Origin of the sequence: Apibacter sp. B3546 (assembly GCF_009827885.1) — a bacterium.
Taxonomy (GTDB): Bacteria; Bacteroidota; Bacteroidia; order Flavobacteriales; family Weeksellaceae; genus Apibacter.
Map to the genome: position 1 here is coordinate 2,241 of NZ_WINW01000002.1, position 17,663 is coordinate 19,903.

The 17,663-nt window shown below is 31.0% G+C and carries 19 protein-coding genes; 6 read left to right on the forward strand and 13 right to left on the reverse strand.

The window, feature by feature from the left end; translation table 11 throughout:
- Positions 1 to 88: 88 nt before the first annotated feature.
- The 8 genes from GFU93_RS00135 to GFU93_RS00170 all read right to left on the reverse strand — a co-directional run bounded on the left by GFU93_RS00135 (position 89) and on the right by GFU93_RS00170 (position 6,007).
- Positions 89 to 403, reverse strand: coding sequence for a hypothetical protein (locus GFU93_RS00135; protein ID WP_160565908.1), 315 nt, complete (start codon positions 401 to 403; stop codon positions 89 to 91).
- A gap of 131 nt (positions 404 to 534) precedes the next feature.
- Complete coding sequence (locus GFU93_RS00140) at positions 535 to 1,215, reverse strand: hypothetical protein (RefSeq protein ID WP_160565911.1); 681 nt, start codon at positions 1,213 to 1,215, stop codon at positions 535 to 537.
- The gene (locus GFU93_RS00145; protein ID WP_160565914.1) at positions 1,215 to 2,564 is read right to left on the reverse strand and encodes a hypothetical protein; all 1,350 of its coding nucleotides are present in this window, start codon (positions 2,562 to 2,564) and stop codon (positions 1,215 to 1,217) included. The genes GFU93_RS00140 and GFU93_RS00145 overlap by 1 nt, the downstream gene beginning before the upstream one ends.
- Positions 2,539 to 2,781, reverse strand: coding sequence for a hypothetical protein (locus tag GFU93_RS00150; RefSeq protein ID WP_160565925.1), 243 nt, complete (start codon positions 2,779 to 2,781; stop codon positions 2,539 to 2,541). Before GFU93_RS00150 ends, GFU93_RS00145 begins: the two co-directional genes overlap by 26 nt.
- An 11-nt stretch (positions 2,782 to 2,792) precedes the next feature.
- The gene (locus tag GFU93_RS00155) at positions 2,793 to 3,380 is read right to left on the reverse strand and encodes a hypothetical protein (protein WP_160565927.1); all 588 of its coding nucleotides are present in this window, start codon (positions 3,378 to 3,380) and stop codon (positions 2,793 to 2,795) included.
- A gap of 6 nt (positions 3,381 to 3,386) precedes the next feature.
- On the reverse strand, positions 3,387 to 4,415 hold the full coding sequence (locus GFU93_RS00160; protein WP_160565929.1) for a hypothetical protein: 1,029 nt from the start codon (positions 4,413 to 4,415) through the stop codon (positions 3,387 to 3,389).
- Positions 4,416 to 4,468: 53 nt separating this feature from the next.
- Positions 4,469 to 4,834, reverse strand: a complete 366-nt coding sequence (locus GFU93_RS00165) for a hypothetical protein (protein WP_160565931.1) — start codon at positions 4,832 to 4,834, stop codon at positions 4,469 to 4,471.
- A 12-nt stretch (positions 4,835 to 4,846) separates the two neighbouring features.
- A complete protein-coding gene (locus tag GFU93_RS00170; protein ID WP_160565933.1) occupies positions 4,847 to 6,007 on the reverse strand; it encodes an ATP-dependent Clp protease proteolytic subunit in 1,161 nt (386 codons plus the stop codon).
- A 312-nt stretch (positions 6,008 to 6,319) separates the two neighbouring features.
- Between GFU93_RS00170 and GFU93_RS00175 the strand changes: the two genes are divergently transcribed.
- The 3 genes from GFU93_RS00175 to GFU93_RS00185 all read left to right on the forward strand — a co-directional run bounded on the left by GFU93_RS00175 (position 6,320) and on the right by GFU93_RS00185 (position 8,825).
- A complete protein-coding gene (locus tag GFU93_RS00175; protein WP_160565935.1) occupies positions 6,320 to 7,096 on the forward strand; it encodes a hypothetical protein in 777 nt (258 codons plus the stop codon).
- Between the two features lie 417 nt (positions 7,097 to 7,513).
- On the forward strand, positions 7,514 to 8,308 hold the full coding sequence (locus GFU93_RS00180; RefSeq protein WP_160565937.1) for a hypothetical protein: 795 nt from the start codon (positions 7,514 to 7,516) through the stop codon (positions 8,306 to 8,308).
- 1 nt (position 8,309) lies between these two features.
- The gene (locus GFU93_RS00185) at positions 8,310 to 8,825 is read left to right on the forward strand and encodes a PIN domain-containing protein (RefSeq protein ID WP_160564349.1); all 516 of its coding nucleotides are present in this window, start codon (positions 8,310 to 8,312) and stop codon (positions 8,823 to 8,825) included.
- Positions 8,826 to 8,928: 103 nt separating this feature from the next.
- Here GFU93_RS00185 and GFU93_RS00190 read toward each other — a convergent pair whose 3' ends face one another.
- Positions 8,929 to 9,219, reverse strand: a complete 291-nt coding sequence (locus tag GFU93_RS00190) for a helix-turn-helix domain-containing protein (RefSeq protein WP_160565939.1) — start codon at positions 9,217 to 9,219, stop codon at positions 8,929 to 8,931.
- Between the two features lie 29 nt (positions 9,220 to 9,248).
- Positions 9,249 to 9,521: a helix-turn-helix transcriptional regulator gene (locus GFU93_RS00195; RefSeq protein WP_160565942.1), complete on the reverse strand. Its 273-nt coding sequence runs from the start codon at positions 9,519 to 9,521 to the stop codon at positions 9,249 to 9,251.
- A 277-nt stretch (positions 9,522 to 9,798) separates the two neighbouring features.
- On the opposite strand from GFU93_RS00195, the gene GFU93_RS00200 reads away from it, so the two are divergent.
- The 3 genes from GFU93_RS00200 to GFU93_RS00210 all read left to right on the forward strand — a co-directional run bounded on the left by GFU93_RS00200 (position 9,799) and on the right by GFU93_RS00210 (position 11,970).
- Positions 9,799 to 10,215: a Rha family transcriptional regulator gene (locus GFU93_RS00200; protein WP_160565945.1), complete on the forward strand. Its 417-nt coding sequence runs from the start codon at positions 9,799 to 9,801 to the stop codon at positions 10,213 to 10,215.
- Positions 10,216 to 10,217: 2 nt separating this feature from the next.
- Entirely contained in the window at positions 10,218 to 11,018 is an 801-nt protein-coding gene (locus GFU93_RS00205; protein WP_255448625.1) for a phage antirepressor KilAC domain-containing protein, read from the forward strand.
- Between the two features lie 685 nt (positions 11,019 to 11,703).
- Positions 11,704 to 11,970, forward strand: coding sequence for a hypothetical protein (locus GFU93_RS00210; RefSeq protein ID WP_160565948.1), 267 nt, complete (start codon positions 11,704 to 11,706; stop codon positions 11,968 to 11,970).
- Positions 11,971 to 11,976: 6 nt separating this feature from the next.
- On the opposite strand, the gene GFU93_RS00215 is transcribed toward GFU93_RS00210, so the two are convergent.
- The 3 genes from GFU93_RS00215 to GFU93_RS00225 are packed head-to-tail and all read right to left on the reverse strand — an operon-like array spanning position 11,977 to position 17,661.
- The gene (locus tag GFU93_RS00215) at positions 11,977 to 12,186 is read right to left on the reverse strand and encodes a hypothetical protein (protein ID WP_160565951.1); all 210 of its coding nucleotides are present in this window, start codon (positions 12,184 to 12,186) and stop codon (positions 11,977 to 11,979) included.
- Positions 12,179 to 12,871, reverse strand: coding sequence for a hypothetical protein (locus GFU93_RS00220; RefSeq protein ID WP_160565954.1), 693 nt, complete (start codon positions 12,869 to 12,871; stop codon positions 12,179 to 12,181). Before GFU93_RS00220 ends, GFU93_RS00215 begins: the two co-directional genes overlap by 8 nt.
- Positions 12,868 to 17,661, reverse strand: a complete 4,794-nt coding sequence (locus GFU93_RS00225) for a phage tail tape measure protein (RefSeq protein ID WP_160565958.1) — start codon at positions 17,659 to 17,661, stop codon at positions 12,868 to 12,870. Before GFU93_RS00225 ends, GFU93_RS00220 begins: the two co-directional genes overlap by 4 nt.
- Positions 17,662 to 17,663 lie beyond the last annotated feature (2 nt).

Consider the following 17,663-nt stretch of genomic DNA (forward strand, 5'->3'; position numbering starts at 1 on the left):
CCCCTATTCTAATTTTTGTTAAATCTTCAATTTCTATTTCTCGATCAAATCCCTCAATCTGCTTTTTTGAAATCTTTTTCATTATTAATTATTTAATTTCATATTTATATAAAAAAGTCAACTCATCGTCTTTTTCAATTTCATAAGGTATTTTGTCTTTGTATAATCTTAATATTTTTCCATCAATAACATAATCGGCCAACGGGACGTATACACCTCTATAATGTAAAAAATAATATTCATCGCTAATGGGAGTTTCAGAGATAAAAAATTCATTTTCAAGCTTATCTGTTATCACAAAACATTCTTCTTTTATTCTTAAATTTCTTTTGCTTGAAGATGTTGTTTCGTCCTCTTCGCATTCGCAGAAATTTTTATAGTGATCAAAATACATTGCTTTCATATTTTTTAATTAGCCTTCCTATATTCTCTATGAGGCGTATTAACTTTAAGGTTTTTATCAATTTATTGTACTTCTATTACTCAAAAAAATATTTGACGTTGTCATTTATTAGTAGATATTTTAAAGTGTTTTTAAGGGTAAACCCCTAAAATTATATCGCTTTTATGTGATTTTACAGGTTTATCTTTTATATCAAAACAAGCACATTCGTTAGTATAAAGAGGGAACTTTTCAATTCTTCGGCAAATCCACTCATGCATTCTTTCTTTAAAAGGATTTAACCGATCAAGTAACATTGAATCAAGTTTAAATTTAATTTCTTTAACATCAGCGCTGCCTGATTCTGTCCCAGATCCTATAACTTTTGGGCTGTTTAGCATTTGTCCTTGATTCGTATGTCTTATCCAGGTCGGAATTGTGCATAAAAAGTCAACACATTCTGCGGTATATTTCCATAAATACATATTCCACAATTCTACATAATCCTTGTTTTCTACAAATTCAATAGCATTAATGATTGTACCTACAGGAATGTCTGTTTTTTCTATACGTTCAATACCATATCCTTTGTTGGAATCATTTATTTTATTTAATAAATCTTCTTGATTGGATTCCGTCACGACTTTATTTTTTTTATTAACAAAATCAAGATAAAAAGTTGAACTTATAGCTGACGAAACAAATCTTTCTTCCGCTAAAATTATATTTTGAATTATATTTCTTTCTGAAACATTGCCATCAATGGGCGCGTGAAACATTACTTCATCGGCCGTGATTAAAACATTTCTTTGCAGCCTGTTAATTCTATACACTATTTACTCTTATTTTTAATTAAACTTTCTCCTAATTGAGCAGAATCCATCTTAGGATAACCTATTAACTCTCTCCCTTCATTTTTAGTTAGAATGCTGTTAACATCTACATTAGCTAAAAAGGATGTAGGAGAGATTGAAATAAACCCAAGATCAAAGTCACTCCACTGAGTACCCATCCATTGATCACACAGTTGAAAAAACGGACATAAAAAGCCTTCAGTAATCATTCGTTGAGCAGGTTCAACGACAGTATTCTTTTTTATGTTATAAATTGTGGATAAATAGGAATTTCCGCCATTACCCAGCCCCGTAGTTTTATGTTGCCCGTACAAAGCAGAATCCCAATTATTGGAATTGATTATTTTTTTTTCTATATTTTCGTCCAACTCTAAAAAAGAGCCGTCTTTATGTACGTCAAAGGGTTGATATCCTGATCTGGAAGCGTCCATATTTTGACCTGAAAGAATCATTACCCTACCGGTTTTACCGTCTCCCGTATGTGTATAAATAACATCTTTTGCAATCTCTCTCCTTTCGTCATCTGAAACATTGCCATTAATAATAAATACTCCGCCGATTACCATATTATTTTCAAAATTGTCAATATTGTACCTGGCTCCTTTATACTCCATTAATTGCCACGGTAAAGAAGATACATTATCCGGCATTCCGTAATATTCATAACCGGGCATTTCATTCTTAACATGAATAATACAATGTTCAGTACCCTGAGGGCTTTTATACCACGGCATGTCTAAGTCTCCATAATAGATTGGCAGTTTAACTGTTTGTTTTTCGTTTAAAACCCATGTATTTTGATTTCTAAATTTTTTTGATATATATACATATTCGGGGATGTCATCATCATTAGGCTCTGATAATCTGCAATCTAAAAACGGGCGATTTATGACTTTAATAAATCTAGTATTCCCGACCTTCCCCCGAATGATTTCTACAAAATTATTTCCTACGGAAAAATGGTTATTGAATATTGATTTTAAGAGACTGTTGAAACTTTGACCTTTTTTATTTACTTTTTTCGCCCAATTTAGAAATGCTTGATCTTGCTGTTTTTCGTCTTTAAAATACACCCCTCCGCCTATACAAAAATGAGTCTTGGAATTTACACAAGAATTATTGGTAGGGCTTAGTAATCTTGCTTCAAGCAATAGTTGAAAAAAATTATCTTTAGACGCAAGGAACGGGATATACTTTTGAGAGTTTGAGGAAAAGCGAAAAGCTTCCGACTCGCCTGTCGGTTCGTATGGAATAGGATTTCTGGTATCCAATTTCATTACGTTACTTGCTATTTTTTGGGTATTATTTTTTTTTGCTTGTTGACGCATTTTTAACTTTTTGAATAAATTTTTTTCCTTTATACTCTTTGATTTCTTCTAAAGACGGCAGCGTTTCGAAATAATTTTTCAGGGTTTGAGAATTTGAGTTATATGCTATTTCGGCCAGCTGTATCAAACTATTAAAATCCCTTTCACCTAAAGGCAAAGCACTACCACCATATCCTATGGTAGTGCTTAAGTATTGGTTTTTTATTTTTATATCCATTATGATTACTATTATGTTCTTTTTGCCATCATTTCTAATATAGCATCTATACCGCCTTTAAATTCGTTTAACTCCCTTGAATAATCCCCGACAAATTTTACGGTAGCAGAATTAGGATCGTCAAATAATTTTCCTGTACCTCCTTCTGTTCCGTTATGTTCAATCCAAAAAACAGGGATAGTTTCATCATCGACATACTTTTCGCCCATAACAAAAACTTTTCCGTCATTGTGTTCAATAATCAACCCTAAACCGCAACAATAAGACGCCGCATCCAGGCTTGATAAAAAATTAGTTAAATCTTGTCCTAACATTGGAATTAAAGCGGTTACAGTATGCGTATATTTGGTAGCTCCTGAATTGCCGACAGATTGGCTGTAGGTCCTTTCTGCTTCTTTTCTCTTAAAAGGAATATCGAAAAAGTATCCTAAATCTGTTTCATCGCCTGCTTTGGTTCTTCGGGTTATGGCGGTATAGGAATTAGTTTTTGTATCTTGTGTAAAGTTAAAATCACTTGGGTCAAAAATCAACAATCTTGATATCCCTCCACTCGTAGGAGTACATTTTCTAAATAATCCGGTATGATTTACGCAAAGCATGTGTTTTTATTTTATTTCGGTTAATGTTAATACTGAATCTTGAGGACGTGTAATCTCGGTCCCGGCTGTTAAATGCATCTTATATCTCCAAACTTCATCATCATCAGACCACCACACTCTAAGCGATTGATCTAATTCAGGTCCTCCTCCGTAGGAATCGTTTGTTCCAAAAATAAAGTTCCCTCTTAATGTTAATATAAGAGCATGGGAGTCATTTCCGTTGTTGAGTTGATTTAATATCGGTTGCCAACAAGGTTCAACAAGTACCGGTATCCCTTCAAAGTCTAATGTAGGCATACCGTTGAGTATATATCCGATGATCCCCCCTCTGGCGCCAATTTGTTGATAATACTCACTTAATCCATAAGCTAAATTCCACGATACATAGAAAGCCTTCTTTTTATTTGATTCTGCTTGTAAAGCATAGCTTTGATTTTTATAAGCGTTACTAAACACTTTATATGCCTCGGTAGGAGAAATTACCCCGCTAGGGATCGGATCTATAACAACAGGGGCCAAATCCCCTCCTTTATCTATATATTTTGCATATTTAACAAATATACCGTCGAATTGATTCAAACTCCATTCTGTCCCGTTCGGTCTTGTTGTATCGCCAAAATAAGAGTTTGAGGCCAGGTCTGTTCCTAATGATGATTTGAAAAATTCTAATATCATTTTTTGGAATTTAGGGCTATGCTCCCTATAATCTTTGAGACATCCTTGATAGAATTCTGATTGGCAGTCTTCTGTAGCGCCGTACAACTCGTCAATGGTAATTTTTCTGTTACTCCCTTTTGCTACTTGTTTCCAATTTGTTTTACAACTGTTATCCTTTCTTTGAAGAATATTTCTTTTTGAAAAGAAATCGATTATCGGGCTCCCTTTTGCTAAGGGAACATCGTTATATACTGTAAATTCATTAAGCGTACCGTTATAATATCCGGTAAAATTTTCTCCAATTTTATCAAATTTCGGATGGACTATTAATCGGTGAAATGCTTCTGATGAAATTATAAAAGCTTTTGTTTTAGACATTTATTATTTTTTTGTAATTATTATTAATTTGATTCAACTGTACTGCTGTTATTTTAAACAATCTCACCTTCAGTAGATCCAATCTTTGAAGCTACTTCATAAGAGGATAAATCTGCTGTTTGTTTATTTTTTGATACAACTGTAGCCTTTATATTAAATCCATTGGAAGTATTCATACCCGACAAGTCGATTTCTATACTTCCTCCTGCTGTGTTTATACTGCCAATTCGGTCAATTCCTTCAACTGTAACTGTTACATTAATTATTTGTAATATGTTGCCTGTAGAAAAGGTTGAAGAGTCCGTAAGTGTTAATTTTTTATTTGCCGTGTTAAATGAATAAACAAGTTTAGGCGTAAAACCTATAGTATCACAAACATGGCATACGTTTAACATTTTTTTATTTTCAATTGCGATCATATATTTTTATTTTTAAACCCATTTAATACCGGGGTGGTTATATTCGTCTGTAATTTGTTCTTTATTCTCTTCGGATCCTTTCGCTCCTCCATAAGAGTTTATTAATTTTTCTTTTACATCTTCAATCTCCTTAGACACGTTTAAAATATCTTCCGGTGTCGGGTAATTTTTCATAGCCTCTTTCAAACTGTTGGATATCGCTGTGATTATTGCTTGTTGGATATTTTCAGGTAAACCGTCTTTAAATGATTCATCTAAATAATTATTTACCTTTTCTGAAATATCATAATTCTTCAATGCTGCAGTAATTGCATTAGAAAGATCTTTATCGGTTACCGGTAACTTTTGTGGCTGTTCTGTGTTTTCTAATTCACTTTCTTCTTTGTTGTTGAAGGTTTTAAAAACATTAATTACCGCATCTTGTAATTTTTTCATATTAATCCCTAAATTATTTTTACATGTTTTATTTTTATTTTTTGAATCTTCTGACATAACATATTGGTTATACAGCATTAAGGCATTTTTATTTTTGTATGGAAAATTTTTAGGGTCAATGCTGTTTTTAATTTTTGGTTCTTCTTTGGATATGTTTTTTACAAATCCATAATCTTTGGCCTCTATACCGGTAAACCATTTTTCCGAATTCATCCAATCAATAATAACTTCTAAAGGCTGACCGGTTAATTTTTTATAAAAATCAGCGATAGCGTTATTAAATTTTCTCATTACACGTGCATAATTTTCAATGGCTATCACATCACCAAATATCCCGCCTGATACATTATGTATCATGTACCAGGAATTTTCTGTCATTGAGCTGTCTTCGGCTGCTGACACAATAAAGGATGCGGCTGAACATACCATGCCTATGCCTTTAGTTTGGATTTTATATCCAGAATTCTCCAGTTCCTTTATCCAATCATGGATAGCCATTGCATCACCGACATGTCCGCCATAAGAATTTACCCAAAAAGTAATAGACTTTGAGGTGGATTTTAATACCTGATTTCTTAAAGATTTAAATGATACTGAAGTTTCATCGCCCCACCATTTTTCACGTATTTCTTGAGTTTCTGCATCTACAACGTCTCCATCGATATATACGTCCAAATGACCATCGTCATTTGAATTATTTATCGAATAATTAAAAATAGATAAATTATGTTTGTTCATGCTTTAAAGTTCGTTAATAGCACAAGTCATACTTCATAATTTACCGTTGACTGTTTGATTTTTTGACACACCCCCGAATGTGTTTTTACACAAAAAAACGCCAGTAGAATAATTTATAAAAGAGGTTAAGTTTTGTAAGGATCTATTTAAAGCATATTGCTCATGTAGACCAGTCGGTGGGAGAGAATGCCATAGTACTATTATATAAATTCGATCAATCTACTTTTAAAATAATCAATGGAGATAAAAATAATATTTTTATTAGAGATAAAATAAAGTAAATTTTATATATTTGAGGGCAAAATTAATTGTATGCTTTGGTTCATTGTTATAGTAACATTTATAATCGTGCTTTTTTTAGGTTTATTAGCAGGCAACGAAGAAACCCAAAAAACTAATGAAAGAATTAAGTTTAATTCAAAAAAAATGAATGATAATCTGCCTAGTGGATTTTATAAATCCAAGCTTTTAATAGGATATAAAGGATTTTACATTTTTGCTGTGGATAATATAAATAAAAAGATAGCGGTATTAGTTAACGGTAATACAAAAGTTATAGATTTTAAAGATATTTTAAGTGTAGAAATTATTGAAAACGGATCTGTAATAGATAAAAAATCCGCTACAAGAACAATTGGAGGAGCTGTTGTAGGAGGTATCCTGGCGGGGGGTGTAGGATCAATTATAGGAGGATTATCTGGTGCGAATCATCAAAAAAAATTAGTATCGAAATTAAGTGTTAAGATATTAATTAAAGATATACATTCACAATCAATAACGATTGATTGTTTTGATTCAATGACAATGCCTATTGAAAAAAAACAAAAAGCCGATATAAGTAAATCGTTTTTTAAAGATATTTATTTAAAAGGGGTTGAAGATGCAACTCAAATAAAAGACACATTAAGCATTATTATTGATGAAGTAGACTCACAAAATATTACGCCCGATAACAAAAATTTAACTAGCGAGAAAAACATTGCCGTATCTACATCCGATGAACTATTTAAGCTTCTTGAATTAAAAGAAAAAGGCGTTTTAACAGAAGATGAATTTACTATTCAAAAACAAAAAATATTAAATAATTAATTAACTAAAGGCAGTTGTTTATTAGATTATAATACTGTAAAATGTATTATATGTAAAAGGAAACAAATACGTTATTCCTGTTACATACAATAAATAAATATTAGATAAATACAAATATAATTTAATCTTAATAAAAAATGGAACTAATATTTTGCGGTTGAATAGAAAAGTTATTGTATATTGACTAAAGAATTTAATCAACAATTGGTGAGACATAGTGCCGGCCAATAGGTAATAAGATAAATTCGCACTAACATTATAGAAAACTATTGATCTTTTACATCTGAATTTATAACCCTTTTTTGACTGGGTTTACTTATAGATGTAATCTATAGATAAGTTACAGACGGCTTAAAATTTGTTGTGCGTATTAAAAATGCTTAAAAGCAAGTAACCTATAAAGAATTGGCAAAAAAAATGAGTGAATACGATAACATAAAATCAGATGAAATTAAATCATTTGAAATTAAATTACTTGGAGTTAATGCAATTCCAGAAAATTTTACTTTAAATGAATTATTTAATCTATTTTCTGAACTACAAGATGCATTGAAAATAGAAGCATATGTCATGTATCCTAATGAGATAAGAAGCAATGAAAAACTTGAGTTGAAATTAATTGAACTCAAAAATAATTGTATTTTAACAAAGTTTGAACCTACCAATATATTTATGAATAATTCATTTGAAAAAATATCAGAGAGCATAAAAGATAATAAATATGATACCCTTTCCTATGATACAGGTAAAAAGCTACAATCATTTAATAAAAAAATAAAGGATAAGGGAATATACAATTGTCAATTTATTAGTGAGGGTAATGTTATAAGTGAAATAGATAAAACAACTGATATAATATTAGATAAAAACTATATTAATGACTACACTACAATTTATGTTAAGGTTGAATATTTATATGACGGGAAACAACCATCAACCAAAATACGTTTATCAAATGATCATGCTATAACCATAAAAATATCCAAGAATATAGGTTTAAAGTTAAAAGATTATTTATACTCCTCATCATTAGTTGGATTAGAAGGGAAAGCCAAATATTCGATAAAAAATTTTAAATTACTTGATTTTACCATAGAAAAAATTGTTGAAAATGAATCACTTCCACTAACAAAAGCATTAAAAGATATAAGAGATATAGTAGGAGATCATTTCGATGGGAAAGATATTAACGATTTACTTTTAAATGATTAATATGAGCTTACAAAAAGTATGTTTAGACGCTCAGGTGTATATATGGGGCATTAAAGAGGAATCTATTCCAGAACAAAAGCAAATGATAGATTTATCTAAAAAATTATTTGAATATTTAGAAAACAAAAATATAGATGTTATATTACCAACTCCTTTAATTACAGAATTAACATGGACGATGGATGAAACTAAAAGGGAAAAGCTTACTAAATATTTAATACAGCGTTTTAAACCGGCTCCGTTTGATGCTGTTAGTGCAATAATTTGCGGCAAAATGTTAAGTCAATATGTTAATAAGCCTAATTATGCGCAAATAAAACAAGATATAGGAAAACGTAAATTAAAATATGATGCTTTAATAGCCTCTATTGCTATAAAGAATGAATGTGATTGTATTTTCACCATGGATGAGGATTTTAATATTGCTAAAAACTTTATTGATATCAAAAAAATACCTGATAACTTAAGTTTGTTTGATGCCGAAAATTCAGATACGCCTAATATATTTAATACTTAAACATAAATAATAACTAACTCAAAAGAATAAGTATTTTTATTTGCCTTTAAAAGTTATAAACAAGATCATTTTTAAAAACTAATAAAAATTCTCTAACTATTCTTTAATAATCCTTTTCTTTTATTATAGCTAAAATTTTTTCCAACTCGTTAACTGTATTCGCTCTAAGAAGTTCTCCTTTATAGTCTATTAGCGCGGTTAATTCATTTGTTTTTCTTTCGTCAATAAATAGATCTAATAAAGGTATATTTAATTTTTCAGCTATAATTTTTAATGTTTGAATAGATGGTTCTTTTAAATTATTACTTAATGTACCTTTTGAAATACCTATCATTTTTGCAAGTTTCGTTTTCGTGATACCTCGTTCTTTTAATATTTCATCTATTCTATACATTTGATGTAAAACTAGTCTTAAAATTAAAATTAACTATATAATTCTATAATATGTTTTAAATCTTTTATGCTATTAATTTCATGTACCTGCCCATGAATTTTGATAAAGCCTGAGACACCGTCATTATAAAATAAATCAATGAATCTAACACTAAGGGCATCAGCTATTTTTTTTAAAGTTTCAACTGTTGGATTTCCAGCAAGATTTCTAGTGAGAGTTACTCTATTTATTTGAAGTTTTTTTGCTAATTCCTCCATTGTTTCACCCCTCTCTTTTAAAATTTCTTTTATTCTAAATTTCATCTACTACATTATAATGTTTCTCAGCAAATATAATAATATCATTTTAATTGTAACATTATAATGTCTCTAAAAATTAAAAAAGTAACTACATAATTTAAAAAAAAATTAAAAAACATTTGGATAAATGAAACATTATAATGTATCTTTGTAAAGCAAATGAAACATTAAATAGAAACATTAATAAATCCAAAAACATGAGTAATACAGAAAAATTAAACAGGTATAAAAAATAAACTTAGAATTATTTGAAACTCTTTAAATTAAATCTAATATGATTATGGAAACATTAGTAAAAATAGAAAATAGTCAAGCAGTAACTAATAGTTTGCTAGTCGCAGAAAAGTTCAATAAAAATCATCGTGATGTAATACGCTCAATTAGAGACTTATTATCATCTGCGCAAAATTGCGCACATCTGTGTATTGAATCTTCATATATAGATACTAGCAATAGAACTTGTCCCGTGTACATAATGAACCGCTATGGTTTTAGTTGTATAGTTAAACAGATAAAAAAAATATTTGTAAGAATTGAAAAATTTTATACATTTGTCATGCATAACACACATAATGTATTTGGAGGTAAAAAATCCCAAAAAATATTTAAGCCCGTACGAGCCGTTTGGAGCGGTGACATCTTATACCTTCAGTATGTGAGTTATGCAGCGTACGGGTTTTTAAATTTAAAATTTTAATTATGCATAACTCACAACAAAATGTAGTTACCTTCAACTACAACAACATTTCCGTAAAATTTCAGAAAGGGAATAATTTATTGATCAATGCAACAGAAATGGCCAAAGTCTTCAATAAACGGCCTACTGATTGGTTGAAATTACAATCAACTAAAGAGTTTATACAAGTTTTGAGCGTTACGAAGAAAATCGTAACGGCTGATTTAGTGATAGTTAGAAGCGGGGGAATACCCGATATGCAAGGCACATGGCTGCATGAAGATGTAGCAATAGAATTAGCAAGATGGTTAAATCCTTCATTTGCTATATGGTGTAATGATCGAATAAAAGAACTATTAAGACACGGTCTTACGGCAACCCCTCAAAAGATAGACGAACTAATACAAAACCCTGATCTAGTTATAGGGTTAGCTACACAATTAAAGCAAGAAAGGCAACAAACTGAATATTTAAGACAACAATCCGCAAAACAAGCGCAAGAACTTCAAAAACAAGCGCCCAAAGTTGAGTATTACAACAACGTACTGAATTCTGAAAGTACCTATAACACAAATTTGATAGCCAAAGAGCTCGGAATGAGCGCAAGGACGTTAAACAAAATTTTAGCAGACAACAAAATACAGTATAAGCAAGCGGGCGTATGGGTATTGAACCATAAGTTTCAAGACAAAGGATTTACGAAAACCAAAACTACCCTGTACAAAGGTAGTGACGGGATTGAACGGACGTGTATGTTAACGGTATGGACGGAAAAAGGCAGGGAGTTTATACATCACCAAATTTCTACTTTAAAAACAGCATAATTTAAACTTACTTTTAATTTTTAATAAAAATACTTTAAAAATGAACGAAAACGAGCTATATAAAATCATATTGTACCTTAACAAAAAAGGCACTATATCAAATGAAAAATTTAACTGGTTAAAAAAAAATAATACAGTAATTTNTAGAATTATTAATCTTTTCAATGGGCTATTATGAAAAGGTACTGTCAAAAAATCAAAATTCCAACTTTTATGATTGGAAACAAGTTGATACGTACAAAATGTGTTGTAATTTTTTAAAAAANCAGCTTTAATAATTTAAATTAATTAACTTTTGATGCAAGCATCTATAGGTTGTTGGTTGGAATATATTATAGAATTTTGCTTAAAGTTAGCTTACCCTTTAGTAACGTCTAATAACTATTTAAATAGTAAAAATAACGTAATGTGCAAGTTAATGAAAAATAAAAGCCTTGTAGTCATAGAAAAGGACCGCAAGGCTCTTAAATTGATAAGATGTTATTAACATCTTGTGTAAAGATCAACACAAAGTTAATAAATATTTTAATACTGAAAAAAAATTATATTAAAAGTTTTATATTATTGTTAATTGTTATTGAACGCTTACTTTATAATATTTCAATAGAAATTATTTTACTCATTAAAATAGTATAAGATAAATATTTAAAAATTTTTTTTATCTTTGACATCAAATTATCTAAAAATGAAAAAGTTCTTCTTATTTTTTAATGCCTTAGTAATGGTATTATCGATTTTTTCATGCTCATCTGATGATGATAACGACTGCAGTCAAATATGGAAAGTAAAAGAATGGTGCGAACCTAAAGTGTCGGGCATAGTAGGCTGTCAGACCCCTAAAATAAAAGAAAAAAGAGTTTGCGATAAAAATATTAAAAAAGGTGAGGTAAGATTAGAGTATGAGAACAAGGATATAAAAGAATATACCGAATATATTGAAAAGATTAAATAACTAAAATTATTTAAAACACCTGTCGCTTATACTTTTAACTGTATCTCTTGATATATTAAATTTTTTTGATATCTGTCCAAGTGTATGACCTTTGCTTCTTTCAATACAAACTTTTAACTGTTTTGGTTTAACTCCGGCATATTTACAAAACAATTCGAAGTCCTCAATGGCTAATTCCAGGGCCTCTACCCTATATTTTTTTATATCATTAATCATCTTTGAGTATTATTTTAGATTTATCTTTATTAATTACTTTAAAATTAGGTTCAATATAACTTAATTTAGTGTTATTTGCAATATTTTGATTAGTATTTATATTAATTTCACTAAACCACGTTGTATTTGCATTTAAATAAGCATCATCGTATAGATTTACATCAGATATACTATAATCATTTAAATTTAATTTAATAGTTGTAAAACCATGTGCTCTTATATCTGACACGGTTTTGTCCTGTTGAGTGGAATGTAAAAAGGAACTGTCTTTTAAATGTATATCTATTTTTGAGTCATGAAATTGTTCAATATCTATCATTGAATTTCCATGTAATTTTATTTGTGCTTCACTTTTCCCGAACATGTAAATTTTGGTTCTAAAATCGTCATTTTGGTGTAATTGTAAGAATCCGTCATTGAGCAAATAAATTAACCCGTTGGTGTTTTCCAGACTTATATGTCTATTAAAAATACTTTCACTTTCTCTTTCCACCTCAGGAATCTCATTTAATAAATTAAAATCAACGATACCGGTTGAAAAGCTCCATCCATAATACCCGTTTAACTTAAATGCTTTTAAAATATCACTCCAAGTTTTCGCTTTAATGTATAAAAAAAGGAATTGATTAAATTCGGTTGTCCTGATCCTTTCAATTATTTCTTTTTTAAACGCTTCAAATGTCATAAAGATGCAATTTCAGTCTGTTTTATACTTTCATTTTGTATCACGGTCATTTCTTTACTGGAAATAATCACCTTTCTTTGGGTTTCGGCATTTAAAGATCTGTTGGTTAGCGCTAAAGTCATATTTGTACTTTCTAACATTTCTTCAATTCGGTCTAATCTCTCTGAATTATAGTTATCAGAGTTTAAATTATTATAATATCCTTTTAAAACAGGCGGCCTAACCTTACTTCCTAAATAACCGCCATTAGACCATTTTTTCATGGAAGCTCCGCTTATCCAATCTACCCCGCCTCCTAATGCATTTATACGGGATGCTATTTGTGAGGGTGTTCCGGTAACAGTATAGGTATTCGTATCTTTCATGGATTTTTTATTTATTATCCCCTCTTCTCCTTCGAATTCAGCAACTTTTATTCCTGTAACCGGATCTATTGCAGGGATCCCCCCGTTTGCATGAGACGGTCCGCTTAATTTACCTCCTCTTTTAAATTTAGCAGATTCAATATTATTTATGTTCATCAAATATCTGGCGCTCGCCAAGCCCGTTAATATACTTCCCATTGTAGCTCCTGCAATTGGCCCTAACTGCCAGACGGCACTCCAAATATTGGCAATTTCAGTTGCTAAAGCTATTTTTGCTTCTGCTTTTTTAACTTTTTTCAATTGGATAGCAGCTTGTTTATCTGCTTGTTTTTTCTTTTCGGCGGCTTGATTTTCAATACTTTCTTTTTCTGCCCGGCTTTGTGCTTGAGCAAGTTTTTGTTCTTTTTCTATATCTATTCGCTCATACGCTAATTGCTTACTCTGTTCTATTCTTGCCCGTTCATTATCAAAATAATTATTCATAGCTGTGTTTGCCAGATCCCAAGATTGAGATACCGCTGAGGCTATCATACCTTCATATGAATCGGGATCGAGATCGAAATACTCAAGTATTTTTTTTGTGATTAAATTTTGAGTATTGGCATTTGATGGAGCGCCTATTTTTCCATTACCAAAACCTGTTTTTTCTTGTTCTTTCCTTTTGTTTGTTACTTCTGTTATTAGTTCTGCTTCTTTTACCAACAATTCATTAAGTTGTTTTTTTTGATCAACTGTTAACCCTTCTGTTGATAATTTAATAGTATAGAGTTTAATAAGAGATTGAACTCTTTGTAATTCTATTTCTGTTTGCTCAAGTTCATTGGTATATTTTATTTTGCTTAGCTCGATTTCTTTTTTTCTTGAATTAAGATTTTTGTCTAAAATAATTTTTTGTTTGGATAATTCAGCGTTAATGTTTTTTTCGTTCACTACTTCATTAGTACTAAACTCAATTATTTTTTTTTGGTAATTAAATTTTTCTTCTGTCAGTTTATATGAATTGTTATTTAAACTTCTTTGAATTCCTAATAATTTTTGTGATCGTTCATTAGCGCTCTCGACCAGGTTTTTATTGTATTTTTTTTCCAGTTTTATCATCGATTCATCGAAATTTATCGTCAGCTCCAAAAGTTCAGAATAATATATTTGTTGAGCCTTAGTTTTATCTAAATTATCTGAATACGGATTTTCCGTTATTGTTTTTAAATTATTTTCAATTCTTTTTTTATGTATATCATATTTCTTTTTTAATTCCGCTGAGTCTATGTCAAACAGTTTGTTTTGTGTGTTTTTTTCTAATTTAGCGCGTTCATTTTCCCATTGCGCCCTTTGTTTTCTTTCTTCTGCATTTACCCCTTTTATATATTGTAATTTTTTACTCCAAGCTTCTTTATTAATGGTTAGAATATTTTGTAAATATTCTTTTTCTTGTATTTCTCCTTTGGTAAAAGCCTTTTCATTATCTGCCAATAATTTATCGCGTATAGCGTCTATATCTTTTAAATAATCTTTTTGTATACCGGATAATTTGGAGGGTTTGTATTTAAGTTTATCTTCATCTTTGGTATCGAAATTAATTATAGAATTTAAAGTTCCTCCTTTATTCGCTTGAACTACTTTATCTATAAGAACTTCTATTGACTTTTTATCTTCATCTATTAGCTTTTCAAGTTCTGCTAATTTTTGCCCGTTAGTCCCCTCGCCTATTCCTAAAATATAGCCTAATCCTTTGGTTATTTCTTTGGCAGACTTTAAATTTAATTCCATCTTTTCGGTCTGTTCCTTGCTTACCAATGGCCTTAATTCAGATGCTTTAAACTCATTTTCTATCACCCGCTTTTGTTTTTCCTCTAAAAGTTGCTGAGCGGCTTTTGCTTTTGCTACTTCTAATAATTTGTTTTTATATTCATCTAATATTTTAGTACCTTCAGCCGTACTTATATTTTCAAGTGTTAAGCCCTTTAAATATTCGGGACTTATGGATATTAATTGATTTAATGCTTTTTTTCTGGTTTCTAAAGAATTTGCATTATCCTTAGTTACCCTTGTAAGGACTTCTAGTTTGGCTATGGAATCTTTGGTGGATTCAGCGGCTTTTCTGTCTATTTCTTGATTTATTTTTCGTTGTATTTCATTTCTTCTTAATTCCTCTGTATTTTCTTTAATAATTTTACCTTGATTTTTTAAACTTTCTGCATACTTTTCGGTCATGACCACCGAGGCATACACAGCCCCTCCAATAGCGGTAAGTCCTGCAACAACCCACCCTATAGGCGTTCCCAGGAAAGCCGTATTAAGCCACAGCCACGCGGTTCTTATTGCCGGTATCAACATACCCAAAGTAGTTAAAGTTACATTTAACAACCAATATGCTGCATTTAGTGCGCCTACTGTAATTGCTTGTGCATATTGTAAAGCCGTACCGGCAGCAATTAGGACGTTTCCTGCGGCCATGCGGGTAATATAGACCGCATGTTGTGCTATGGAAACAGTTAAAGCCTTTATATTATCCCAGTAGGCTAATGTCAACAAAGTAATACCGGTCACCCACCAACCAAAAGGAATGCTAACGATTAATGATAGTAGTCCTAAAATTAAATTTGAGGTAATGATTAGCATTTTTTGAAAATTTTTATTATTTCCCAAGTCGCTAATCTTCTTATTAATTTTATCAAAAGTCGCCGCTAAATTGTTGTTTTTTTTATCAAAAGCCTCTTCGATTGAAGTTGTGTCTTGAATTGCTTCTCCTGCTCTTTTTATTCTTTCTCTAAAAACATCTGCCTTACCTCCCAGGGTTGATAATATGGTGGCAATTCTGCCGGTTCCTAACTCAGCGTCTGCGAATGCCTCGGAGACTTGCTCTACATTGGCACCGTTTTTTACGAGCGCTTCGGAAACTTGAATAAGAGCTTCCGCGGGGTTATTATTTATTAATTGTGAAAATTCTTCTTTTGTTTTGCCTATTATTTTTGCATATTTTTCAGTATCAGTTGCTAATTTTGGTAAAACTTTAACCAATGCCGTTGATGCCACCTCTGCTGATTGTTTAAATTCTTCAAATCCTGCTCCAAGCCCGATGGCATCCGATAAATTAAAACTCGTAAACATTTGCTTTAAACCTGCCATTCTACCGTTAAAATCGTTTATAAACGGAACACTAGCAACGGTCTCATTAGCTAATGTTCTAATTGCATTACCTATTTTTAAGATTCTGTCTCCGGTGATTTCTCTATCCTCATAAAAGATATTAATTAACTTAACAAAAGTATCGGTTCCTTCCTCTATCGATCCAAAGTCTTTACCAAAGGCTACGGCTGCTTTATCAACCGCTTGTGTTACTCCTAACATATTTTGTTCAGCAACACCGGCTTTAGCTGCTACATTGGCAATTTCTGTCAATCCTGTTAACAAGGTTCGGGTATCAAGTTTACTTAATGAATTCACTAAACCATCTGCCCCTCCTTCTGCTTTTTCCAATTCTATTTCTAGGTTCGTTACTTGATCTGAAAGATCGTAAGCCGATTCTTTCATTTTTTTGGTTAATTCCAATGCTGCATGAAAACTTACAAATCCTAAAGCTAAATTTTTTACAGACGTGGTAAGACTATCAAAATTTTTCTTTAATGAATTAGTTACATGAAAGCCGATATTTCCGACACTGTTCATCGTTAAATTAATAGATTCAAGTTGAGAATTTAGTTTTTCAGCTTCAAGTCTATTGTTTATGATCTCTTTTTCAATACTTTTAAAACTTTGATCCCCGATGTTTTGAGAGGTTTTCAATCTTTGTTGGAGCTCTATAAATTCATTATCAAGACTTTTTACCTTTTGTTTAACTTCATTAATTTGTCCGCCTATAATACCGTCAAGATTTGCCGATTTCAATGCGTTAACCAGCCCCCTGCTATATTCACCAATATTGGTGCCTTCGCTGGATAATGATCTGTTAAAGGCATTGATCCTGTCTTGAAGCTTCCTTATTTCTTCATTAGACTTTGCAAGGTCTGCATCATTAATATTAAGTAAATCGACTTTGTTTTTTTGTTCGGCTTTTAATTGTCTAATTTTTGCTAATAATTCATTATAACTGTTCGTAATCTTTGTATTGCCTTGTTCTTGTTGAATTAATTGGTTTTTTTCTTCTAATCTGGCTGCTCGTAAAGCTTCCGCTTCGGCCCTGGCTTCTTTTTTTCTGGCGGTTTCTGAAATAAGGGCTTTTTCGGCTTTTATTAAGGCTTGACGCTCTTTCTCTAATTCAGAAGGATTTATAAGTAAATTAACGTTTTTCGCTAAATTACTTTTCATTTGAATAACCGTTTTTCTGGCTTCCTCAAACTCTTTGTTCACTTTCTGCATCCCGCTGATTACTTCGCTTTCTCCTAATAGACGGATATCGTATATTTTTGTTATTTTAGTATTATTCATAA